At 67.4% G+C, this 21,754-nt stretch carries 22 protein-coding genes, 1 pseudogene and 1 riboswitch; of the genes and pseudogenes, 18 read left to right on the forward strand and 5 right to left on the reverse strand.

Annotated elements, in window-relative coordinates; translation table 11 throughout:
- From ACWELQ_RS09500 to ACWELQ_RS09515, 4 genes are all read left to right on the forward strand, one after another.
- Positions 1-510: 2-phospho-L-lactate transferase CofD family protein (locus tag ACWELQ_RS09500; protein ID WP_452396569.1), on the forward strand; the 510-nt coding region annotated here is incomplete at its 5' end.
- Positions 507-1,871 carry a coenzyme F420-0:L-glutamate ligase gene (locus tag ACWELQ_RS09505; protein WP_452396570.1) on the forward strand — a complete coding sequence of 455 codons (1,365 nt, stop codon included), beginning with the start codon at positions 507-509 and terminating at the stop codon, positions 1,869-1,871. The genes ACWELQ_RS09500 and ACWELQ_RS09505, both read left to right, overlap by 4 nt.
- Positions 1,868-2,386: an NUDIX hydrolase gene (locus tag ACWELQ_RS09510; protein ID WP_452396571.1), complete on the forward strand. Its 519-nt coding sequence runs from the start codon at positions 1,868-1,870 to the stop codon at positions 2,384-2,386. Before ACWELQ_RS09505 ends, ACWELQ_RS09510 begins: the two co-directional genes overlap by 4 nt.
- Before the next feature lie 73 nt (positions 2,387-2,459).
- Positions 2,460-2,624: riboswitch (FMN riboswitch) on the forward strand.
- Between the two features lie 77 nt (positions 2,625-2,701).
- The gene (locus tag ACWELQ_RS09515; RefSeq protein WP_452396572.1) at positions 2,702-3,148 is read left to right on the forward strand and encodes a 6,7-dimethyl-8-ribityllumazine synthase; all 447 of its coding nucleotides are present in this window, start codon (positions 2,702-2,704) and stop codon (positions 3,146-3,148) included.
- Positions 3,149-3,228: 80 nt separating this feature from the next.
- On the opposite strand, the gene ACWELQ_RS09520 is transcribed toward ACWELQ_RS09515, so the two are convergent.
- A complete protein-coding gene (locus ACWELQ_RS09520; RefSeq protein WP_452396573.1) occupies positions 3,229-4,590 on the reverse strand; it encodes a cation:dicarboxylate symporter family transporter in 1,362 nt (453 codons plus the stop codon).
- Positions 4,591-4,765: 175 nt separating this feature from the next.
- On the opposite strand from ACWELQ_RS09520, the gene ACWELQ_RS09525 reads away from it, so the two are divergent.
- The 4 genes from ACWELQ_RS09525 (at position 4,766) to ahcY (ending at position 9,924) form a co-directional block, all read left to right on the forward strand.
- Positions 4,766-6,247 (forward strand): sensor histidine kinase, encoded by a 1,482-nt coding sequence (locus ACWELQ_RS09525; RefSeq protein ID WP_452396588.1) that lies wholly within the window; start codon positions 4,766-4,768, stop codon positions 6,245-6,247.
- Positions 6,244-6,957, forward strand: a complete 714-nt coding sequence (locus ACWELQ_RS09530) for a response regulator (protein ID WP_452396574.1) — start codon at positions 6,244-6,246, stop codon at positions 6,955-6,957. Before ACWELQ_RS09525 ends, ACWELQ_RS09530 begins: the two co-directional genes overlap by 4 nt.
- Before the next feature lie 211 nt (positions 6,958-7,168).
- On the forward strand, positions 7,169-8,326 hold the full coding sequence (locus ACWELQ_RS09535) for an alkane 1-monooxygenase (protein WP_452396575.1): 1,158 nt from the start codon (positions 7,169-7,171) through the stop codon (positions 8,324-8,326).
- 122 nt (positions 8,327-8,448) lie between these two features.
- Entirely contained in the window at positions 8,449-9,924 is a 1,476-nt protein-coding gene (gene ahcY / locus ACWELQ_RS09540; RefSeq protein WP_452396576.1) for an adenosylhomocysteinase, read from the forward strand.
- Positions 9,925-9,997: 73 nt separating this feature from the next.
- On the opposite strand, the gene ACWELQ_RS09545 is transcribed toward ahcY, so the two are convergent.
- The 4 genes from ACWELQ_RS09545 to ACWELQ_RS09560 all read right to left on the reverse strand — a co-directional run bounded on the left by ACWELQ_RS09545 (position 9,998) and on the right by ACWELQ_RS09560 (position 12,063).
- Positions 9,998-10,249 carry a hypothetical protein gene (locus tag ACWELQ_RS09545; RefSeq protein WP_452396577.1) on the reverse strand — a complete coding sequence of 84 codons (252 nt, stop codon included), beginning with the start codon at positions 10,247-10,249 and terminating at the stop codon, positions 9,998-10,000.
- Between the two features lie 10 nt (positions 10,250-10,259).
- The gene (locus ACWELQ_RS09550; protein WP_452396578.1) at positions 10,260-10,502 is read right to left on the reverse strand and encodes a hypothetical protein; all 243 of its coding nucleotides are present in this window, start codon (positions 10,500-10,502) and stop codon (positions 10,260-10,262) included.
- A gap of 129 nt (positions 10,503-10,631) precedes the next feature.
- Positions 10,632-10,910, reverse strand: coding sequence for a hypothetical protein (locus ACWELQ_RS09555; protein WP_452396579.1), 279 nt, complete (start codon positions 10,908-10,910; stop codon positions 10,632-10,634).
- A gap of 94 nt (positions 10,911-11,004) precedes the next feature.
- Complete coding sequence (locus ACWELQ_RS09560; RefSeq protein ID WP_452396580.1) at positions 11,005-12,063, reverse strand: glycerophosphodiester phosphodiesterase; 1,059 nt, start codon at positions 12,061-12,063, stop codon at positions 11,005-11,007.
- A 37-nt stretch (positions 12,064-12,100) separates the two neighbouring features.
- Between ACWELQ_RS09560 and ACWELQ_RS09565 the strand changes: the two genes are divergently transcribed.
- The 10 genes and pseudogenes from ACWELQ_RS09565 to ACWELQ_RS09610 all read left to right on the forward strand — a co-directional run.
- On the forward strand, positions 12,101-12,748 hold the full coding sequence (locus ACWELQ_RS09565; protein ID WP_452396581.1) for a dTMP kinase: 648 nt from the start codon (positions 12,101-12,103) through the stop codon (positions 12,746-12,748).
- A 78-nt stretch (positions 12,749-12,826) separates the two neighbouring features.
- On the forward strand, positions 12,827-13,504 hold the full coding sequence (gene mtrA, locus ACWELQ_RS09570; protein WP_033090495.1) for an MtrAB system response regulator MtrA: 678 nt from the start codon (positions 12,827-12,829) through the stop codon (positions 13,502-13,504).
- Positions 13,501-15,387, forward strand: coding sequence for an MtrAB system histidine kinase MtrB (mtrB, locus tag ACWELQ_RS09575; RefSeq protein WP_452396582.1), 1,887 nt, complete (start codon positions 13,501-13,503; stop codon positions 15,385-15,387). Before mtrA ends, mtrB begins: the two co-directional genes overlap by 4 nt.
- Positions 15,384-17,180, forward strand: coding sequence for an MtrAB system accessory lipoprotein LpqB (lpqB, locus tag ACWELQ_RS09580; protein ID WP_452396583.1), 1,797 nt, complete (start codon positions 15,384-15,386; stop codon positions 17,178-17,180). Before mtrB ends, lpqB begins: the two co-directional genes overlap by 4 nt.
- A gap of 198 nt (positions 17,181-17,378) precedes the next feature.
- Positions 17,379-17,840, forward strand: a complete 462-nt coding sequence (locus ACWELQ_RS09585) for a ComF family protein (RefSeq protein ID WP_452396584.1) — start codon at positions 17,379-17,381, stop codon at positions 17,838-17,840.
- A gap of 262 nt (positions 17,841-18,102) precedes the next feature.
- Positions 18,103-18,744, forward strand: coding sequence for a ribosome hibernation-promoting factor, HPF/YfiA family (hpf, locus tag ACWELQ_RS09590; protein WP_452396589.1), 642 nt, complete (start codon positions 18,103-18,105; stop codon positions 18,742-18,744).
- 139 nt (positions 18,745-18,883) lie between these two features.
- On the forward strand, positions 18,884-20,176 hold the full coding sequence (locus ACWELQ_RS09595) for an acetyl-CoA C-acyltransferase (RefSeq protein WP_452396585.1): 1,293 nt from the start codon (positions 18,884-18,886) through the stop codon (positions 20,174-20,176).
- Positions 20,177-20,363: 187 nt separating this feature from the next.
- The gene (locus tag ACWELQ_RS09600) at positions 20,364-20,801 is read left to right on the forward strand and encodes a hypothetical protein (RefSeq protein WP_452396586.1); all 438 of its coding nucleotides are present in this window, start codon (positions 20,364-20,366) and stop codon (positions 20,799-20,801) included.
- A gap of 34 nt (positions 20,802-20,835) precedes the next feature.
- Positions 20,836-21,138, forward strand: coding sequence for a hypothetical protein (locus ACWELQ_RS09605; RefSeq protein ID WP_452396587.1), 303 nt, complete (start codon positions 20,836-20,838; stop codon positions 21,136-21,138).
- A gap of 207 nt (positions 21,139-21,345) precedes the next feature.
- Positions 21,346-21,754: pseudogene (locus ACWELQ_RS09610) on the forward strand (hypothetical protein); the annotation flags it as partial.

The following is a 21,754-nucleotide window of genomic DNA, read 5'->3' on the forward strand; positions in this document are numbered from 1 at the left end:
GAACTTCGCGCGATCCATTTCCAAGAGTGGTGGGTTCGGTACCGGGCGAACGTAGAGACCCATGGATTCGTGACTATTGGGGCAGATGCTGCGAAACCGGGCCCGGGTGTGACGGAAATCATAGAGTCGGCTGACGTGGTGTTGCTGGCCCCTTCCAACCCCGTGGTGAGCGTCGGAGCCATCCTTTCGGTTCCGGGCATACGCGGCGCACTGCGCACAACGGACGCCAAGGTGATCGGTCTGTCGCCGGTGATCGGCGGAAAGCCGTTGCGGGGCATGGCGGATGAGTGCCTGTCGGTGATCGGCGTGGAGACCACCGCGGAGGCTGTCGGCAACTATTACGGGGCGCGCTCCGGCACCGGAATTCTGGACGGCTGGCTCATCCACACGGGCGACGTGGCCGATGTTCCGGGCGTCGAAGTCCGGGCGATTCCGTTGCTCATGACCGATCCCGCCACCACCGCCGAGATGGTGCGCCAGGCCCTCGATATCGCGGGAGTCAAACCGTGACAACGGATTCCACGTATACGGGTACGGACCACGCATCCGGCAATGAACTGCGCATTCTTCCTGTTCCGGGCCTGCCGGAGTTTCGGCCGGGCGACGATGTCGCGGAAGCCATTGCGGCGCAAGCGCCTTGGCTACAGGACGGGGACGTGCTGGTGGTCACCAGCAAGATCGTCGCCAAGGCCGAGGGTCGCATCGTGAGCGTGCCGAGCGATCCGGAGGAACGCGACGAGGCGCGGCGGCGGCTGGTGCTCGAGGAGTCCGTCCGCGTGCTCGCGCGCAAGAATCGGACCCTGATCACCGAGAACAAGCTCGGCATCGTGCAGGCGGCCTCGGGGGTCGACGGCTCGAATGTCGAGCAGGGTGAACTGGTGCTGCTGCCGGTGGATCCGGACGCCTCGGCCAAGGCATTGCGAACCGCGCTGGCCGAACGCCTCGGTGTCCAGGTGGCCGTGGTCATCACCGACACCATGGGGCGGGCCTGGCGCAATGGCCAGATCGACGCGGCCATCGGTGCGTCCGGGCTGCGCGTCTTGCACGACTACAACGGCGCGGTCGACGGGCAGGGCAACGAGCTGCACGTGACACTGGTGGCCGTGGCCGATGAGCTCGCCGCTGCCGCGGACCTGGCCAAGGGCAAGCTCGGCGGCGTCCCCGTCGCGGTCGTGCGCGGCTTCGAATACACCGACGACGGATCGAACGCCGCCAGCCTGTTGCGCGGCGGCGAAGAGGATCTGTTCTGGCTTGGCACAGAGGAAGCCATCGATCTCGGCCGCAAACAGGCGGTGCCGCTGCGGCGCTCGGTGCGACAGTTCGCGGACACGGCCGTGGAGCCGGAGATCATTCGCGAGGCCGTGGCCGCCGGGCTGACCGCGCCCGCCCCGCATCACACCCATCCGGTGCGGTTCGTATGGCTGCGCGATCGCGCCAAGCGCGAGCAACTGCTGAACGCGATGGCGGACGCGTGGCGCGTGGACCTGACCCGGGACGGCAAGTCGGAAGAGAGTATTGCCAAGCGAATCGCGCGCGGCCAGATCCTCTTCGACGCCCCCGAGGTCATCATCCCGTTCTGTGTGCCCGACGGCGCACACGATTATCCGGACGAAACGCGTCGTGCGGCCGAGCGGACCATGTTCACGGTCGCGGTGGGCGCGGCGGTCCAGGGCTTGCTGGTCTCCTTGGCCGTCCGTGGCGTCGGCAGCTGCTGGATCGGCTCGACCATTTTCGCGCCGGACGTCACCCGTGATGTGCTGGGCCTGGAGGCGGACTGGAATCCGCTGGGTGCCATCGCGATCGGCTACCCGCTGGACGAGATCGCGCCGCGCGAAGCGGGCGATCCCGGCATCGGCCTGGTCGAGCTGTGAGCGCGGAGTCGTTGCACAAGTCGGCGACGGAATTGCTCGAAACGTGGGATCCGGCAACGGGTGCCGAGCAGTCTCTTCGAGAGGCCATGCTGGCTTTTCTCGGGTCCGCGCCGCGCGGGTGCCTGCGGGAGCACGCCGCCGGGCACATCACCGCCTCGGCCATTGTGCTCTCGCATGACGAGAGTCAGGTCTTGCTGACGCTGCATCCTCGGGTCGGGCGGTGGATCCAATTGGGCGGGCACTGCGAGGAATCGGACGATACGGTCGCGGCCGCGGCGTACCGCGAGGCCACCGAGGAGTCGGGGATCGAGGGTTTGGTGCTGGCGCCGGGGCTCTACGGGGCGCAGGCGCATCCCATCAAATGCTCGCTGGGGGTGCCGACCCGGCACCTGGATCTGCTGTTCAAGATCGTCGCCCCGGAAGGGGCTGTGCCGGTGCGGAGTTCGGAGTCCACGGATCTGGCGTGGTGGCCCGTCGACGGACTGCCCGCCGACGCGGATGTGCTTTTGCACTGAGCTGGTTCGGGCTTTTGCGCTGAGCGAGTCCATCTCTTCCCCGCCCTGAGGGCCCGTGTTACCTTTCGGTAGTACACGTTCTCAGGGCGGGGTGGAATTCCCCACCGGCGGTAATGGCATCCGGACCGATCCGGGTGCACGAGCCCGCGAGCGCCGGATGGTTCCGATCGTCCGGGTCGAGCAGATTCCGGTGTGATCCCGGGGCCGACGGTCACAGTCCGGATGAAAGAGAACGCGGCACCGGCACATCCGCCCGCGCGGATGGGCCTGTTCGCGTCTATGCCCTGGGTGACATCGCGAACAGGAGGAATCCCCATGTCACCCAAGTCGAATCGCATCGCCCTCGTCGCCGCGCGCTGGCACAGCGAGATCGTCGACAAGGCGGTGGAGGCCGCCAAGGCGGGGCTCGCCGAGCGGGGTCATGCCGAGGTGGACATCATCGAGGTCCCCGGCGCTTTCGAAATCCCGTTGCAGGCCAAGCGATTGGCCAACAGTGGCTCCTACGCCGCCGTCGCCGGTGTCGCGCTGGTCGTCGACGGTGGTATCTACCGGCACGATTTCGTGGCCTCGACCGTGGTCGACGCGCTCATGCGGGTCCAGTTGGAGACCGATGTGCCGGTGTTCTCGGCGGTGCTGACGCCGCACCACTTCCACGAGCACGGTGAGCACCTGGCCTACTTCTCACGGCATTTCGAGACCAAGGGTGCGGAGCTGGCCAATGCCATCGCCGCGACCCTGGCGCTGGACGCGGTCGGCGTCTAGCACCAGGGTCTGTGCGGGTCCCGTCGGCGCATACGGGGGGAAAATGCGCCGGCGGTCCCGGTTCCGCCCAGGGGTTGGGGTCAGGCGGGAACCAGGTCTTTTTCGGCGGGCTTGTCGGCCGGGCCGTCGTCGGCGGCGTGATCGTCGACCATGGTGGCCTCGTCGAACGGGATCTCGCGGTTGAGCACCGCGGTCACCCGGGCCGGGTCGACGGTCTTGGTCCAGGTGCCGACCAGCAGGGTCGCCACGGCGTTGCCCGAGAAGTTGGTCAGCGCACGGGCTTCCGACATGAACCGGTCGATGCCGACGATCAGGCCGACGCCGTCCAGCAGTTCCGGCCGGTGGCTCTGCAGCCCGCCCGCCAGGGTGGCCAGGCCCGCGCCGGTGACACCGGCCGCGCCCTTGCTGGCGATGATCATGAACAGCAGCAGGCCGATCTGCTCGTGCCAGGCGAGCGGCTTGCCCATGGCGTCGGCCACGAACAGGGTGGCCATGGTCAGGTAGATGGCGGTGCCGTCGAGGTTGAACGAATACCCGGTCGGGACAACCACACCCACGGTGGTGCGGTCCACGCCGACGTGCTCCATCTTGGCGATCAGGCGCGGCAGCGCCGACTCGGACGAGGACGTCGCGAAGATCAGCAGGTATTCACGCGCCAGGTAGCGGACCAGTTTGAAGATCGACGCGCCGGTGACCGCGCGGAGCAGGATGCCGAGCACACCGAAGATGAAGACGATGCAGGTGAGATAGAAGGCGACCATCAGCAGCGCCAGCTGCTTGACCGCGTCGAGCCCGGTGCGCGCCACCACGTTCGCCATCGCGCCGAACGCGCCGATCGGGGCCAGCCACAGGATCATCGTCAGGATCCGGAACACCAGCTTCTGCACCGAGGCCACCCCGCGCAGGATCGGTTCGCCCGCTTTGCCCATCGCCTGGATGCCGAAGCCGACCAGCAGCGCCACGAACAGCGCCTGCAGCACCTTGCCCGAGGTGAGCGAGGACAGCAGCGAGGTCGGGACGATGTCCTCGAGGAACTGCCAGGTCCCGCCCGCGGCCTTGGCGTCGGTCGCGTACTTGGTGACCTCCTTGGCATGAGCGGCCACGTTCAGGCCCGAACCCGGATGCAGCAGATTGCCGACCAGCAGGCCGATGCCGAGCGCGACCGTCGACATGACGAGGAAGTAGCCGAGGGCGAGACCGCCGACCTTGCCGACCTTGGCGGCCGCGCGCACCGAACCGATGCCGAGCACGATGGTGCAGAAGATGACCGGGGTGATCATCATCTTGATCAGGTTGACGAACAGGGTGCCCAGTTCACCGACGCTCTTGCCGAAACCCGGAGCCAGCCAGCCGACCAGAATGCCCGCGAGGACGGCCGCTATGACGGCCAGGTAGAGCCAATGGGTACGGTCTCGGCGCTGTCGTGTAGTCGTATCGCTCATCGTGTTCGGTGCCTCCGGGGTGGGGTGTTCAGCACAGAATCTTGGTTGGCGGAGTGACGGCGGTCACTGTTTCGTAAATTATGTTCATGAAGTACCCGGAGGAGCTGTGAGAGGTACCCGGGCCCGGCGCACCCTGGCCGGGCAGGTGTTCGTGGTGCAAGTGCTGGTGCTGGCGATGGTGATCGCGGCGGGTGCGGTGCTGGCGGTGCTGCAGACCCGTCGCGTCCAGGACGACGCCACCCGGGCGGAGGTCACCGATACCGCGGTGACCGTGGCGCAGTCGCCGTCCACGCTGGCGGGGGTGCGTGCGCCGAATCCGACCGTGCTGCTGCAGCCGGTGACCGAGTCCATCCGCAAGTCGACCGGCATGGACTTCATCGTGGTGATGGCCCCGGACCGGACCCGCTACACCCACACCGATCCGGCGCAGATCGGAAAGCCGTTCAGCGGCAATATCGATCGCGCGCTGGCGGGGGAGACCTTCACCGAGACCTACACGGGCACACTGGGGCCCTCGATCCGGGCCGTGACACCGGTGCGGGACGGCGACGGGCGGATCGTGGCGCTGGTGTCGGCGGGAGTCACCCGCACCCATATCGGGGCGCAGGTGCGCGAGCAGTTCCCGATCATCCTGGCGGCGGCGCTGGCGGGGCTGTTGCTGGCCACGCTCAGCTCACTGCTGTTGCGGCGCAGACTGTTACGGCAGACGCACGGGCTCGGCCCGGGCGAGCTGCGCGCCCTGTACGAGCATCACAACGCGGTGCTGCATTCGATCCACGAAGGGCTGCTGGTGTTCGACCGCTCCGACGAGCACGCCGAGGTGGTCAACGATCAGGCCCGGCTGCTGCTGGATCTGCCGGACGGGCCGATCAAACGCTCGGATCTGCCGGTGTCGTTGCAGCGCTTGGGAACCGGGGTGGTGCGCGACGAGATGCATGTGACCCCCGACCGGGTGCTGGTGGTGAACCAGGACATCGTCGAGCACGGCGGTCGACGCATCGGCACCGTGCTGACCCTGCGCGACCACACCGAATTGCGGGACGTGCTGGGCGAACTCGACTCGGTGCGCGGGTTCGCCGAATCGCTGCGGGCCCAGGCGCACGAGGCCGCCAACCGGCTGCATACCGTGGTGACCATGGTTGAGCTGGGCCGGGCGGAGGAAGCGGTGAACTTCGCGACCGCGGAAATCGAACTCTCCCAGGCCCTCATCGACCGGCTCACCGGAGCGGTCGCCGAGCCGGCCGTGGTGGCGTTGCTGCTGGGCAAGGTGGAACAAGCTGCCGAGTACGGGGTCGAGTTGACCGTCACCGGTGACACCCTGCTCGACACCACCGATCCGCTCACCCCCAACGAGATGGTCACGCTGCTGGGCAATCTCATAGACAATGCGCTCGACGAGGTCGGGCACGACGAGGACGCGTGGGTGGAAGTGACCGTGCGCCGGGAGGACTCGGACCTCTACGTCCGCGTCGCCGACAGCGGGCCCGGCATGTCCGAGGAATTGTTCAGCCGCGCCACCGAGCGCGGGTACTCCACCAAGACCGACCACCACGGTCTGGGATTGGCGCTGGTCCGGCGGCTGGTGGCGCGGCACGGCGGCGAGCTGCGGGCCCGGCGCGAGCCGGAATCCGCGGTGATCGTGAGGTTCTCGCGATGACCCCGGAGAGCCGGAATCCGATTCGGGTGCTGATCGTCGAGGACGAGACGAAAATCGCTGCGGCGCATCGGTCTTATGTGGAGCGGCTGCCGGGCTTCGTGGTGGTCGCCGTCGTGCACACCGGACGCGACGCCCTCTCGATCGCGAAAAGGTCACAATCTTCCGGCGCCCCCGTCGATTTGGTGCTGATGGATATCGGCTTGCCGGATATGAGCGGCCTCGCCGTCGCGGCCGCGCTGGCCGGGCTGCGGCCGCGGCCCGACGTCATCGCGGTCACCTCCGCGCGGGATCTGGCCATGGTGCGGGCGGCGGTCTCGCACGGGGTGGTGCTGTATCTGTTGAAGCCCTTCACCTTTGCGGCCTTCCGCGACAAGCTGGAGCGCTATCTGGAATACCGGGCGGCCCTGCCGGCCGGCGAGACCGCGATCTCGCAGCACGACATCGACCGCGCCTTCGGGGCGCTGCGCACGCCGGACCAGCGCTCCAGTATGCCGAAAGGCATTGCGCCGCAGACAATGGACGAGGTGTCGCGGGTGGTGCGCGCGGCGGCCGACGGTCTGTCGGCGGGTGAGGCGGGGCGCGCGGTCGGGGTATCCCGGGTCACGGCGTGGCGATACCTGGAGCGTCTGGCCGAAGACGGCGTGGTGGAACGGCGAACCGACTACGGTCGGACGGGGCGGCCGCAGGTGCGTTACGTGTGGTGCCGCTGATCGACACAGCCGTCGAGTTCGGCGATGCAGCCGTGGGTTTGCCAGTGCGGTCGGGTGACTGGCACCACATGAGCAGTTGCACGAGAACCGACTGCTCATGATGTAACAGTTGCCACCTTTCGCCGCGACCACGTGCTGTAACAGCGGCTAAGTTTCAAGATATGTAGCGGCGAGTTGTAAGAGGTATCTGATTAGCGGGGCAAATGTGCAAATGGTTGGCAAACGGTCGGGTTCGCCGGATCCGAAACGCCACCTGTGGGTGCTGGGGTTGATCGCACCCGCGAGTGCGTTGTTGCCGTCGCAGCTGGTGCTCCATACCAAGCTCACGGTGTTCTGGTGGATCGGTCCGATCATCGTTCTGATCGTGATTCCCGTGCTGGACTGGGTCGTCGGGGAAGACGGCACCAATCCGCGCGACGAGGACTACGAACTACTCAGCGGCGACCGGTATTACCGGTGGTGTACCTACATGTTCCTGCCTGTGCAGCTGGCCGGGTTGATAATCGCCGCCTACATGTGGGCCGGAGACGACCTGTCCATCCCGAACAAGCTGGGATTGGCGGCCACGCTCGGGTTCGTCAGCGGCATCGGCATCAATGCCGCGCACGAACTCGGCCACCGGGTCGAGCACCTGGAACGCTGGCTGTCGAAAATCGCCCTGGCGCAATCGGGTTACGGGCACTTCTTCGTCGAGCACAACAAGGGCCACCACGCCCGTGTCGCGACGCCGGAGGACCCGGCCAGCGCGCGGATGGGGGAGTCGCTGTGGGAGTTCCTGCCCCGCAGTGTGATCGGCGGTTTCCGCTCGGCTATCGAGATCGAGGGCGGACGGCTGCGGCGCAAGGGCTACCGGTGGTTCAGTGTCCACAACCACATCCTCCAGGCGTGGGCTATGACCGCCGTGCTGTTCGGCGCATTGCTGGGCGTTTACGGCTGGCGCATCCTGCCGTACCTGCTGTTGCAGGCGGTGATCGGCGCGGCCCTGCTCGAAACCATCAACTACGTCGAGCATTACGGGTTGCTGCGGCGGCGTCGGCCGAACGGCGGCTGGGCGCGTTGCTCGCCGCGCGACAGCTGGAACAGCGACCGGTTGGTCACCAATATCTTCCTGTTCCATCTCCAGCGGCACAGTGATCACCACGCGAATCCGGGGCGTCGCTATCAGACGCTGCGCTCTTCCGAAGAGGCCCCGCAGCTTCCGGCGGGCTATGCCACCATGCTGTTGCTGGCGTTGTTCCCGCCGCTGTGGCGCATGGTCATGGACCCGCGGCTGCTCGCGCATTACGCGGGGGATGTGAGCCGGGCCAATATCCAGCCCCGCAAGCGGCAGCGCATTCTCGCCGCGCACGACTATCCGGCTGCGGCCTGAGGGTTTTCGCATCGACAAACTCCGGCCGACGTGCGTACGCTGTACGCACGTCGGCCGCCCCGTGGGGGGACCAAGTCGGACCGACTAGCCTTAGCGCCAAGCAGCCGACCATGGAGAGGCAGATGACGACCGCCGTGTCCAGCATGATGACCGCAGACGTCCGCAACGGGATCGATTTCAAGGTGGCGGACCTGTCACAGGCCGAGTTCGGCCGCAAGGAAATTCGCCTCGCCGAGCACGAGATGCCCGGCCTGATGGCCCTGCGTCGCGAGTACCACGATGTGCAGCCGCTGCGCGGCGCGCGCATCTCCGGCTCGCTGCACATGACCGTGCAGACCGCCGTGCTGATCGAGACCCTGGTCTCGCTCGGCGCCGAGGTCCGCTGGGCCTCCTGCAACATCTTCTCGACCCAGGACCATGCCGCCGCCGCGGTCGTGGTGGGTCCGCACGGCACCGTCGAAGAGCCCAAGGGCACTCCGGTTTTCGCCTGGAAGGGCGAGACCCTCGAGGAGTACTGGTGGGCCGCCGAGCAGATGCTGACCTGGCCGGGCGAGCCCGCCAACATGATCCTCGACGACGGCGGCGACGCCACCATGCTGGTGCTGCGCGGCGCGCAGTATGAGAAGGCCGGTGTGGTGCCGCCGGAGGACGAGACGCATTCGGCCGAGTTCAAGGTGTTCCTGAACCTGCTGCGCGCCAGCCTCGAAGCCGACAAGGGCAAGTGGGGCAAGATCGCCGAATCGGTGCAGGGCGTCACCGAGGAGACCACCACCGGCGTGCTGCGGCTCTACCAGTTCGCCGCCGCGGGTGAGCTGGTGTTCCCGGCCATCAATGTCAACGACTCGGTCACCAAGTCGAAGTTCGACAACAAGTACGGCACCCGCCACTCGCTCATCGACGGCATCAACCGCGGCACCGACGTGCTCATCGGCGGCAAGAAGGTGCTGATCTGTGGTTACGGCGACGTCGGCAAGGGCTGCGCGGAGTCGATGGCCGGGCAGGGCGCGCGCGTGCAGGTCACCGAGATCGACCCGATCAACGCGCTGCAGGCGCTGATGGACGGCTTCGACGTCGTCACCGTCGAGCAGGCGATCGGCGACGCCGACATCGTCATCACCTCGACCGGCAACAAGGACATCATCACCCTCGATCACATGAAGGCGATGAAGCCGCAGGCCATCCTGGGCAATATCGGCCACTTCGACAACGAGATCGACATGGCGGCGCTGGAGTCCTCGGGCGCCGACCGCCTCAACATCAAGCCGCAGGTCGACCTCTGGACGTTCAAGGAGTCCGGCAAGTCGATCATCGTGCTGTCGGAGGGCCGCCTGCTCAACCTGGGCAACGCCACCGGCCACCCGTCGTTCGTGATGTCGAACTCGTTCTCCAACCAGGTCATCGCGCAGATCGAGCTGTGGACCAAGCCGGACGAGTACGACAACGAGGTCTACCGCCTCCCCAAGCACCTCGACGAGAAGGTCGCCAAGATCCACGTCGAGGCCCTCGGCGGCACCCTGACCAAGCTCACCAAGGACCAGGCCGAGTACATCGGCGTGGACGTGGAAGGCCCGTACAAGCCGGACCACTACCGCTACTGAGCCAAACCCGCTGTAGCAGCTGAACATTCGGCCGGTCACCCCAGGGTGACCGGCCGAATCTCGTTGGTGTTCTCTATCCGACGGGCGGCATGTCGCTGTAGCTGCACCCCGGGGGTAGGCCCCGGCTGAGGTGCACGAGCGTGCACAGGAGCCCGAACAGGCCGTTGCTGGAGCCCGCGCCGGAACCCGAGGCCGTGCTGCCGTCGATCGCGGTTGCCGTCGCGGGGGCGGGTGGGGCGGCCTGGGCGGCCCCACTGGCGCACAGGGCGGCGAGGGCGCAGGTGGCCAGGAGTAGGGGAACGCGGTGTGCCGGAGCCGATTTCATTGCGATTCCCCTAACCGACGGGCCCTGTGCCATGGAAGGCGCACGCTTGGACGGTCGCGTCCCACTGCATGCCGAGGAGGGTGCATTCCAGCTGGGAGAGCATGGCCGAGCCGGAGCTCGAGCCCGACGAGCCGCTGCTGACCGGGAGGGCTGGGGTGGGCGTGGTGGCCTGGGCGGCTCCGGTGGCGCAGAGGGCGGCGAGGGCGCCGGTGGCCAGGAGGGTGGGGAGGCGGTGTAGCAGAGCCGATTTCATCGAGGGTCTCCTTGCTGAAGCGTGTCCAAACTGTAAAAGGAACGCGTTTCAGAAGGGCGCCGTGATTTCTGGGGGCCTGGAAACGGCTGTGCCGCCGACCGTTCGGGTCGGCGGCACGGGGGCGTCGTGTCAGACGCAGATGTCCAGGACGGGGATCCAGGTCTTGCCGTTGAACTTGCAGATGGCGGCATTGGCCAATTCGCTGAAGCTGGAGCCGGTGCCCAGGACATTGCTCGAGCCCGAGCCGCCGGAGCCGGAGGGGACCGACGGGATCGAGGAGCCGGAGTTGGCGACCGGGGTGACGGGCTCGAGGGGGAGCGGGGCGGCCGACGCCGCGCCCGCCGCGGTCAGGGTGGCGGCGGAGAGGGCGGCGGCGGCCAGGGTGGCGGCGGCGAGACGGGACTTCATCAGGTGTGCTCCTTGCTGGGTCTTTGGCTGGGACCCTACAAGGGTTGACTTAGTTGCGTTTCAGATTCGGATTGGTAATTTCGGACCGCTCCGGTTACTTGCGGAACGACTTCGGCAGCGGGTAGCCCTTGGCGTCCATGACCTCGCGGGCCCGGTTCGGGTAGTCGGTGATGATGCCGTCCACGCCCGCGTCCAGCAGCTTGCCGATCATGTCCTTGTCGTTCACGGTCCAGGGAACCACGGTGATCTTCAGGCCATGCGCCTTTTGCACGTATTCGCCCGCGTTGGTGAGCAGTTGGTGATCCGGCGACGAAATGTCCGCTCCCAGTGCCTTGATCGCGCCCAGCGGATCGCCCGCGTGCTCCTCGTAGCGGATCGGGCCCAGCCACGCGCTGTTCGGTTTGAAGGTGGTGGCGTCGTAGAGGGCGACCGTCGGGATGCTCGCGTCGCGCGCCTTCACCAGGGGCAGGCTGCGCCAGTCGAAGCTCTGGATCTCGACTTTCGGCGTGGCCCCGGCCTGTTGGACCGCGTCCAGGATGACGCCGACGAATTCCTCTGGCGTGGCGGACTGTTCGGGGTGCTCGGCCTCGAGCTTGGTCTCCACGTTGTAGCGCAGCGTGTCGAACGCGCCCGGGTAGGTCTTCACCAGATCAAACAATTCGGGCAGGCGGGCGATCTTGTTGCCCGGAAGCTCCTGCGCCTCGGGGAATCCCGCCAGCTTCTTGCCGCAGTCGAGGGTGTGCACCTGGTCGTAGCTGAGCTCGTGGACCAGCTTGCCGACGTACGGGTACTGCGGATCGTCGGGGAACGCGGCGGCCGTGTCGGTGCACTTCTCGGCCTGGATGGTCGGGTCGTGCCAGATGAGCGGGACCTTGTCCTTGGTCAGCACGATATCGAGTTCCAAGGTGGAGACGCCCAGTTCGATGGCCTTGGCGAAGCCGGGCAGTGACTCCTCGATGGTCATGCCGCGGCCGCCGCGGTGCGCTTGCAGGTCGAAGGGCCGGTGCGGGTCGGCCGTCGGGGAGGTGGTCGACGACGAGTTCTTGTCGCTCGAGGTGTCGCCGCACGCCGTCGCGCCGAAGGCGGCGACCGTGACTCCGAGTAGTACAAAAGCGCGCTTGAGCTGCAACGATGTCACTCCGGTGGAAGTCATGGCCGGACCATAGCAAGGATTCGGTACTCTCCCCTGCATGGGTGCACTGATCGCGATAGAAGGGCTCGACGGCGCGGGTAAGCGCACGTTGACCGATGCTGTCGTCACCGATCTGACCGCCCGCGGCCTGCGGGTCGCCACCCTCGCCTTCCCGCGCTATGGCGTCTCGGTGCACGCCGACCTCGCCGCCGAGGCGTTGCGCGGCGGTCATGGAGATACCGCCCAGTCTGTGAACGCCATGGCGCTGCTGTTCGCCCTCGACCGCGCCGACGCGCGCGACGAGCTGTCGAAACTGCTGGCGGACAACGACATCGTGCTACTGGACCGCTACGTGGCCTCCAACGCCGCCTATTCGGCGGCGCGGATGGGTCAGGACGCACACGGTGAAATCGTGGCCTGGATCGCGGAATTGGAGTTCGAGCGCTTCGGACTGCCTGCCCCGAATGTCCAAATCCTTCTTGATGTCCCAGTTGATGTGGCCGAGGAGCGCGCCCGCCTGCGCGGCGCGGCCGACACAGCGCGCGCACTCGATGCTTACGAGAAAGACGGGGGTCTGCAGCGCCGCACCGGTACTGTCTACCGTGAGCTGGCCGAAATCAACTGGCGTGGAAGCTGGTGGGTGCATCGGACCGGTGACGAACCGGCAACACTTGCCGCGCGCCTCGCGGAAATTGTTGCTGGATAGGGTTGGATGTGCGCCGACAGGTCACGAGTGTTGGCGTGGCGGCCGAATCAGAGCCGGAGAGGTGACAAACTAGACGTTATGAAGCCGAAGATTCTGGTCGTCGACGACGATATGGCTCTCGCGGAGATGCTCACGATCGTCTTGCGGGGTGAGGGTTTCGATCCTCACGTCGTCGGTGACGGCACGCAGGCATTGACCGCGGTCCGGGAGCTGCGCCCGGATCTCGTGTTGCTGGATCTCATGCTGCCCGGCATGAACGGCATCGATGTATGCCGGGTGCTGCGAGCCGATTCGGGAGTGCCCATCGTGATGCTGACGGCGAAGACCGATACGGTCGACGTCGTCCTGGGTTTGGAAAGCGGCGCCGACGATTACATCGTCAAGCCGTTCAAGCCGAAGGAACTCGTTGCTCGAGTGCGGGCCCGCCTGCGCCGCACCGAGGAGGAGCCGCAGGAACTGCTCTCCATCGCCGACATCGTCATCGATGTGCCCGCGCACAAGGTGACGCGTGGTGGCGCGCAGATCTCGCTGACTCCCTTGGAATTCGATCTGCTGGTGGCGCTCGCACGCAAGCCGCGCCAGGTGTTCACCCGTGAGGTGCTCCTCGAACAGGTCTGGGGCTACCGGCATGCCGCCGATACCCGCCTGGTCAACGTGCACGTGCAGCGGTTGCGCGCCAAGGTGGAGAAGGATCCCGAGAACCCTGAGATCGTGCTGACCGTGCGAGGTGTGGGCTACAAGGCCGGACCGCCGTGATCGCTGGTTCCAGAAACCGCGTTCAGCGGTGGCTGGCGGTAGTGGTGGCCTGGTTCCGCAATCTCGGCGAGCAACTGGGTCATGTGTGGCGGCGTTCGCTGCAGTTGCGTGTTGTCGTGTCCACGCTCACCCTGTCGCTGATCGTCATCACGATTCTCGGTGTCGTGCTGACCTCTCAGATCACCGACCGGTTGTTGGACGCGAAGATCAACGCGGCCGTCGAGGAGATGGGCCGCGCCCGCAACACCGTTCAGAATCAACTTGCCGGAGTGCACGATTCGGGCACCCAGCAGAGCCGTTTGGACGATGCCCGCCGCGCGCTGTTCTCCAGCGCCGGCGGGACCCAAACCGGCGGCGCCGCAGGCAGTTACGAGGCCGCCCTGGCCATGACCGGGGACAGCGGGCAGGAGATCACCTCCGGCGCGATTCAGGAGATTCCCACCGAGCTGCGCCAATTCGTCAAGCAGCGCCAGGTCTCCTATCAGTTCGCCACCGTCTCGAGCCCGGATGGGTACAAGGGGTCGGCGCTGATCATCGGCAGTCCCTCGGCCGATATCGATTCGCTGGAAATCTATTTGATCTTCCCGCTCACCAATGAGCAACGCAGCCTGTCGCTCATGCGCGGCACCATGCTCATCGGCGGCATCGTGCTGCTGGTGCTGCTGGCCGCGATCACCGCGCTGGTGACCCGGCAGGTGGTGCTGCCCATCAGATCCGCGGCGCGGATCGCGAGTCGTTTCGCCGACGGACGACTCAAAGAGCGCATGCTGGTGCGCGGTGAGGACGACATGGCCAGGCTGGCCATGTCGTTCAACGAGATGGCCGAAAGCTTGTCCAACCAGATCACCCAACTCGAGGAGTTCGGAAATCTGCAGCGACGCTTCACCTCCGACGTCAGCCACGAACTGCGCACCCCGTTGACCACCGTGCGCATGGCGGCCGACCTCATCCACGGATCCAGCGACGACCTGGACCCGGCGCTGGCGCGCTCGGCCGAACTGCTCGTCAACGAACTCGACCGCTTCGAGGGGCTGCTCAACGATCTGCTCGAGATCAGCCGCCACGACGCGGGTGTGGCCGAGCTGCAAGTGGAATCGCTGGACGTGCGCATGTGCGCGCGGGCCGCGGTCTCCACGGTGCGGCACCTGGCCAAGGAATCCGGCGTGGAACTCGTGGTCGACATGCCCGAGGAACCCCTTGTCGCCGAGGTGGATCCGCGCCGGGTCGAACGTGTTCTGCGAAACTTGCTCGCCAATGCCATCGACCACAGCGAGGGCAAGCCGGTGCTGATGCGCATGCGCGGGGACACCGACGCCAACGCGGTTGCCATCGTGGTGCGCGATCAGGGCGTCGGGCTGCGGCCCGGCGAGGAGAAGCTGGTGTTCAACCGGTTCTGGCGCTCGGACCCGTCGCGCATGCGGCGCTCCGGCGGCACCGGTCTCGGGCTGTCCATCAGCGTCGAAGACGCCAACCTGCACGAGGGCAAGCTCGAGGCCTGGGGCGAGATCGGCGTGGGCGCGAGCTTCCGGCTCACCCTGCCGCTGGTGCGCGGGCGCAAGCTCGGACAGAGCCCACTGTCGCTGGACCCGCCCAAGATTCGCGGCGCGGTGTCGCCGGAACAGCTGGCGCTCGATATCGCCGGGTCGGACGCGACGCCGGAGGCCATCGCCTCCGCGGCGGCCGTGCTCGAATCCGCGCCCGCGCCGCTGGAATTGGAGGCCGGTGGCGGGGCGGCGAACGCGGGAGACAGTGCCGGGAACGCGGAGAACGCCGCGAGCTCGGGGACTTCGGAGGGCGCGGCGGGCTCGGCGAACGGCGAAGCCGGATTCGACGCCATCGCACCGGAATTCCCCTCGGCGTCCAAGCCGGACGGCTCCTTATGAGGGCTGCCCCAGCCCGGCGGGTGCTGGCCGTGATCGGCTGCCTGCTCGCCCTGTCCGCCTGCGCGAGCCTGCCCGATTCCTCGGCTCCGCAGGCGCTGGGCAGCCTCGACCACCAGCCCACCAGCACCGCGCCCACCCCGCCCATCGCCGGGCGCGAACCCGACCAGCTGCTGCTGGACTTCCTGCAGGCCACCGCCGATCCCAGCAATCGGCATCAGGCGGCGCGGCAGTTCCTGTCCCCGGCGGCCAATGTGCAGTGGGACGACGCGGCCGGGACCACCATCGTGGACTCACAGCCCAATACGCTGCGCGAATCCCGCACCGGGGACAACGCGACCTACGTGATCCGGGCCCGCAAGATCGGCGAGCTCGCCGCCGACGGCTCCTACCGGGCGGCCGACGGCACCCTGGAGACCAAGGTCGACCTCGAGAAGATCGACGGCCAGTGGCGGATCAAGGATCTGCCGTCCGGCGTCATCGTCGAGCAGGCCGCGTTCGCCAAGTCCTATCACCGGTATTCGCTGTTCTTCCCCAACCTGGCCGGGCTGGCCATGGTGCCGGATCTGCGCTGGATCTCGGTGCGCAAGGACCAGCTGGCGCAGCGGCTGCTGAGCCTGCTCGGCGAGGGACCGCAGGCCGCGCTGGCCCCGGCGGTCCGCAATCCGCTGGCCGCGCCGGTGTCTCTGCGCGGCCCGATCACCAAGGCCAATGGCGATCCCGAGAACGTCGGCGTCGGCGGTGGCGGTGTGGGCGTGGACTTCTCCGGCACCGCCCCGCTGGACCCGCCCAGCCGCGACCTGATGGCCGCGCAGGTGGTGCTGACCCTCTCCAACGCCGACGTGCAAGGGCCCTACCTGCTCAACGCCGACGGCAAACCGCTCGACGACAAGTTCGCCAACGGCTGGCAGCGCGCCGACGTGGACGCCAAGAGCCCCGATGTCATCGGCCGCAACCGCATCGGCCTGCACGCGGTGCGGGACGGGGCGCTGGTGGCGGTCACCGACACCGGAATCGTGCCCGCCCCCGGGTTTTTCGGCACCACCCACACCCTGCAGTCGGTCGGGTTGTCGCCGGACGGGCAGCTGGTCGCCGCGGTCGCCAAGTCCGGCCGCCCCGACCCGGAACCCGAACGCACCCTGATCATCGGCACCTACGACGGTCAGGGCGGCTTCCCGGTCGCGACCGGCGGCACCTTCACCCGGCCGTCCTGGCCCGCCGACGGCAGCTCCGCCTGGTCGGTGGTCGACGGTGACCGGGTGATCCGCGCCGTGCACGACCGCGCCACCGGCAATGTGTCCGTGCAGGACGTCGACATCGCCGAACTGGTCGCGGCGGCGGCCAATTCCACCTCCCCGCGCACCCCGATCACCGAACTGCGCATCTCGCCGTCCGGGGCGCGGGCCGCGATCATCGCCAACGGCAAGGTGTACGTGGCCGTCGTGGTGCCGCAGGCCAACGGGAAGTTCTCGCTGACCTCACCGCTGCCGCTGGCCATCGGGCTGAGCACGCCGGCGGTGTCGATCGACTGGCTCACCGACGAGAAGGTCGTGGTCGGTCGTGACGGCAATGTGGACCCGGTGGCCGGGGTGCTGGTGGACGGCTCCGAATTCAAGTCGCAGACCTCGCAGAACCTCACCCCGCCGGTGCGGGTGCTCAGTGCCGCGGTGGATCAGGAGTACGTCGCCGACTCGCGGGCGGTGCTCGAACTGACCCGCAATCCCGAAGGCCGCGAGGACTACTGGCGCGAAGTTCCGGGATTGGGGGCCAACGCGGTCCCGGTGCTGCCCGGCTAGGCGCACACTGGGGGCATGGGGGAGCTGCTGGATCTGATCCTGCCGCGGGCGTGCGGCGGGTGCGGGCGCGCGGGGACGCCATGGTGCGCCCGATGCGCGAATGCCTTGTCGGGTCCGCCGATTCGCATTCGCCCGCGGGCGGATCCCGGGGTGCCGTGCTGGGCCCTGGGCCCTTATCGGGGCGCGCCGCGCGCGGCCGTGCTGGCCGTCAAGGAGCATTGCCGGTGGGACCTGACAAAGCCGTTGGGGTTCGCGATGGCCAGGGGACTGGATCATTTACGGGACACCGATCGGCCGCTGGCTCTGGTCCCCGCACCGACCCGGCGTGCGGCCGCCCGCCTGCGCGGCGGCGATCCGGTGGCGCGTTCCGGGCACGTCGCGGCGAGTTGGCTGCCGGGTTGCCGACTGGTACGTATCTTGCGCATGCGGCCTGGTGTGCGCGATTCGGTGGGCCTGGGACACCGCGATCGCCAGCACAATCTGCACGGGCGGATCATCGTAGCCACCACCCGGCCGCCGAGTGTCCTTTTTCCGGCAAATGCCGAGGTAGTACTGATCGATGACGTGTTGACCACCGGGGTCACGATGCGTGAATCGGTGCGTGCGCTGGCTGAGGCGGGAGTGACTGTTCGTGCCGCGCTGGTTACCTGCGCGGCTTGATTCTTCGAAATTTGCGTGAACACTGGCGGACAGGTCGCTGGCGCACTAGGTTGGCGATCAGACACCCGAACCGCAAGTTTGGAGGTGGCGCCTCGGACTATATGTGCCGAGCGAATCATTCGATCGGCACACGTTTCAATCCCGCCGCACGAGCGGCTTGTGCGGCCAGATCCGGGAGGTACGCGTGACGACTACTTCACGACTCTCAGCGAAGAACGCAGACACCGCGGTGCTGCTCGATGACGAGGTCATCTCAGACGATATGCCCAGTCGGGCGACCAAGGCGGATGTCGTGGTCAAGGGCCGAACCCTCGGCGAGGGCGGAGTGCCAGACCATTTCCGAATTCACGTGGCGGACAAGCTCTCTCGCCTGGAGCGCTTCGACCCCACCATCTACCTCTTCGACGTGGAGCTCACCCACGAACGCAACCGTCGTCAACGCAAGAACTGCCAGCGGATAGAGATCACCGCCCGCGGCAAGGGCCCGGTCGTCCGGGCCGAAGCCTGCGCGGACAGTTTCTACGCCGCCCTCGAGCAGGCGGTCGAGAAGCTGGAGAGCCGATTGCGCCGGCTCAAGGACCGCCGTCGCGTCCATCACGGGGACAAGACACCGATCTCGGTGTCGGAGGCGACCGCCGGACTGCTCGACGAATCCCTGTTCGCCTCGAACGGGTCGGTCGCCCATGAACATTCGGCCGAGGAGAACGACGGTGAATCCGCCGGTCCCGGCCACGTCGTGCGTGTGAAGCAGCACCCTGCCATCCCCATGACGGTCGATGACGCCCTCTACCAGATGGAGCTCGTCGGCCACGATTTCTTCATGTTCCAGGACAAGGAGACCGACCGACCGTCGGTCGTCTATCGCCGCCACGCCTTCGACTACGGGCTGATCAGGCTCGCCTAGTCGGGCGGCACGGAACATCTACCCCTCTCGACCGGGGTCTCGGGACAGGCCCCGGTCGACCATGACCCTCATGGCAATACCGACCCTCATGGCAGTACCGACGCTTGCTGTTACGTCGCGTATCAGTTAAAACTGGCTCATGGCTAAACCAGGCGCTCGCCGTGCTGTCATCGTCGCCGGGGCGCGAACCCCCTTCGTGCGGGCATTCACCGATTTCACTCGGATGGACTCCATCGACCTGGCCGACATCGCGGTCCGCGGTCTGCTGGAACGCACCGGACTGCCCAAGCAGGACGTGCAGTCGATCGTGTGGGGCGGGGTGATCCTGCCCAGCGCCGCGCCGAACATCGCGCGGGAGATCGCCCTCGACCTCGAGCTGGATCCGGGCTGCGAGGGGTACACCGTCACCCGCGCCTGCGCCTCCGGACTGCAGGCCGTGGTGTCGGCCGCGGCCGCCATCGAGCGCGGTGAATACGACATCGTGATCGCGGGCGGCAGCGACTCCACCAGCAATGCCGAGGTCAAGCTGCCGCAGAAGCTGGTGCACGCGGCCGCGCCGCTGGCCCTGGGCAAACCCAAGGCCAAGGACTACCTCAGCGCGGCAACACAACTCGCGCCGTTCTACGACCTGGTGCCGCGGCGTCCGCAGATCGCCGAACGTACCACCGGCGAGGTGATGGGCGAATCGGCCGAGAAGATGGCGCGCATCCACGGCATTTCCCGTGGGGCGCAGGACAATTTCGCGGCCACCTCGCATCATCGGGCCGCGGCGGCCATCGAATCGGGGCGCTTCGACCGCGAGGTGCTCTCGGTGCGCACCCCCGACGGGGTGGCCGTCTCCCGTGACGGCCTGGTCCGGCGCGACACCAGCCTGGCCAAACTCTCCAAGCTGGCACCGGTTTTCGCCGAGGACGGCACCGTCACCGCGGGCAACTCCAGCCCGCTCACCGACGGCGCGTCCGCGGTGCTGCTGATGAGCGAGGAGAAGGCGCGCGCCCTCGGCTTCGAACCCCTGGCGGCCTTCCGCTCCTGGAGCTTCGTCAGCGTCGACCCGCGCGACCAGGTCCTCATCGGCCCTGCCATCTCCATGCCCCGCGCTCTCGACAAGGCCGGAATGTCCCTCGCGGACATCGATTTCGTCGACATCCACGAGGCCTTCGCCGCCCAGACCCTGTCGGTCGTCGCGGCCCTGGCCAGCCACGAATGGGCCAAGACCCGCCTCGACCGCGACACCGCCGTCGGCGCCATCGACCCGGCCACGCTCAACGTCCACGGCGGCTCGGTGTCCCTGGGCCACCCCTTCGGCGCCACCGGCGCTCGCATGGTCACCACCATGGCCAACGAGCTTGCGCTGACCGGCAAGTCGACGGCCCTGCTGGGCATCTGCGCGGCCGGTGGCATCGGCGCGTCCGCGGTGCTGGAGCGCATCTAGCGCTCGGGCACCAGGTGGTTGCGTGACTGCGCCGAAATACGAGAAGCGGCGCGAAAGTGCCTTCGTCCACGTGAGACCCGGTTCGCGGTAGCGGATCGGGGTCTCTTCGGCGTCGGGCCGATGTCGTCGGTGATGAACCGGTGTCGAATGGGTATCCAGAGGGGGATGAGGCGAGCGGAGGTGGATCATGGTCGGCCGGACGATGATCGGGGCCGCGGCGATCGGGATCGCGGTGAGTATCGGTATCGGTGGAATGGGAAGCGCTGCGGCGCTGCCGCTTCCGGCGACGGGGTCGGACGGCGGGCAGCCGGTCTCCGACCATGACCTGAACCAGCGGCTGCGCGACGCCGGACAGCACGCCGGTGAACGGGTGCCCGTGTACGGCCTGGTGTATTCGGACGCCTCGGTATGGACGCTGGCCTTCGTGCACGGCGGGCCGACGGACTACTACACCATCGACGGCACCCGCGTGGAGCTCACCGGACCGGTCAGCGACACCGTCACCCAGGGCGACGTGTTCACCGGCACCATCACCATCACCGGCAAACAGGATTCCGGCGACCCGGTGGTGACCCTCGACGAATTCTCGGTGATCGGGCACCGTCCGGTCGAGGCGCTGCGCTGACACAATGTTGCCCCCGCGCTGACACAATGTACTGGTGGGATTCCGGGAGTGGAAGCAGGCGGTCTCGCACGGCGACAGTGATCGCGCCATCGCGGTGCGGATGGGCACGAATCAGATGCGGGTGTCACGGCATTTGAGCGGGGAGACGCCGGTCGCGGAGACGGTCATCGCCTTCTGCCGCACCTATGAGGTGAGTCCGATCGAAGGGTTGATCGCGGCCGGCTTCCTGACCCGGGACGATGTGCTGCGCGCCTCGCTGGTCGAGGCGTTGCGTGAGGCGACCGGCGCGGAACTCGCGGCCGAGGTCACCCGGCGGCTCGCCGAACCGGGGGAGTAGTCGCGAGTGCTCCGTCGGTCACATGTGACGGACAGAGCAATTTCGCATGACCACATCGTCGTGACCGGGCATTTCGATCTTGTGAAGCCCGCTTTTGGTGGCCCTGGTCACGCTATTTACTGAGCGCGCTCATCTTGGACGACTGACCATGTCGGCCTAGCGTCGGTGGTGCAAAGCGAATCAATGCACGAAAGCCGGTGTTTTCCGATGTCTGTTCGTAAGATCGTTCTTTCCTCTGTCGTCGCCGTCCCCGTGGCCGCCGCCGTGGTGCTGGCCGGAGCCGGAAACGCCTCCGCCGCCGTGGTTTCCAGCGATCCCGCCCCGGTCTCGGATGTGCAGCGCGATCCCACCACCGGTATCCCGGTCGACACCCTGAACCGCATGGGGCAGAGCGCTGCCGCCGGTGCGGGCATCGGCGCGGTCGCCGGTGGCGTCGCGGGCGGTGTCGCCGGTGGCGTGGTCGGCCTGCCGCTGGGCCTGACCGGTGCCGCGATCGGTGCGGGAATCGGGAGTGGAATCGGCACCGGGACCGGCACTGCGGCCGGTGCGGCTGCCGGTGCTGGCGTGGGTGCCGTTCCGGGTGCAGCCGCCGGGCTCACCGCGGGCACCGTGATCG

The sequence above is a fragment of the Nocardia sp. NPDC004722 genome, assembly GCF_053601505.1.

Excerpts from the sequence above, each read along its gene's own strand:
- ACWELQ_RS09515 (WP_452396572.1), top strand. The coding sequence starts at position 2,702 with ATGTCACCCAAGTCGAATCGCATCGCCCTCGTCGCCGCGCGCTGGCAC.
- ACWELQ_RS09520 (WP_452396573.1), bottom strand. The coding sequence starts at position 4,590 with ATGAGCGATACGACTACACGACAGCGCCGAGACCGTACCCATTGGCTC.
- ACWELQ_RS09525 (WP_452396588.1), top strand. The coding sequence starts at position 4,766 with ATGGTGATCGCGGCGGGTGCGGTGCTGGCGGTGCTGCAGACCCGTCGC.
- ACWELQ_RS09530 (WP_452396574.1), top strand. The coding sequence starts at position 6,244 with ATGACCCCGGAGAGCCGGAATCCGATTCGGGTGCTGATCGTCGAGGAC.
- ACWELQ_RS09535 (WP_452396575.1), top strand. The coding sequence starts at position 7,169 with ATGGTTGGCAAACGGTCGGGTTCGCCGGATCCGAAACGCCACCTGTGG.
- ahcY (WP_452396576.1), top strand. The coding sequence starts at position 8,449 with ATGACGACCGCCGTGTCCAGCATGATGACCGCAGACGTCCGCAACGGG.
- ACWELQ_RS09545 (WP_452396577.1), bottom strand. The coding sequence starts at position 10,249 with ATGAAATCGGCTCCGGCACACCGCGTTCCCCTACTCCTGGCCACCTGC.
- ACWELQ_RS09550 (WP_452396578.1), bottom strand. The coding sequence starts at position 10,502 with ATGAAATCGGCTCTGCTACACCGCCTCCCCACCCTCCTGGCCACCGGC.
- ACWELQ_RS09555 (WP_452396579.1), bottom strand. The coding sequence starts at position 10,910 with ATGAAGTCCCGTCTCGCCGCCGCCACCCTGGCCGCCGCCGCCCTCTCC.
- ACWELQ_RS09560 (WP_452396580.1), bottom strand. The coding sequence starts at position 12,063 with ATGACTTCCACCGGAGTGACATCGTTGCAGCTCAAGCGCGCTTTTGTA.
- ACWELQ_RS09565 (WP_452396581.1), top strand. The coding sequence starts at position 12,101 with ATGGGTGCACTGATCGCGATAGAAGGGCTCGACGGCGCGGGTAAGCGC.
- mtrA (WP_033090495.1), top strand. The coding sequence starts at position 12,827 with ATGAAGCCGAAGATTCTGGTCGTCGACGACGATATGGCTCTCGCGGAG.
- lpqB (WP_452396583.1), top strand. The coding sequence starts at position 15,384 with ATGAGGGCTGCCCCAGCCCGGCGGGTGCTGGCCGTGATCGGCTGCCTG.
- hpf (WP_452396589.1), top strand. The coding sequence starts at position 18,103 with ATGCCCAGTCGGGCGACCAAGGCGGATGTCGTGGTCAAGGGCCGAACC.
- ACWELQ_RS09595 (WP_452396585.1), top strand. The coding sequence starts at position 18,884 with ATGGCTAAACCAGGCGCTCGCCGTGCTGTCATCGTCGCCGGGGCGCGA.
- ACWELQ_RS09600 (WP_452396586.1), top strand. The coding sequence starts at position 20,364 with ATGGTCGGCCGGACGATGATCGGGGCCGCGGCGATCGGGATCGCGGTG.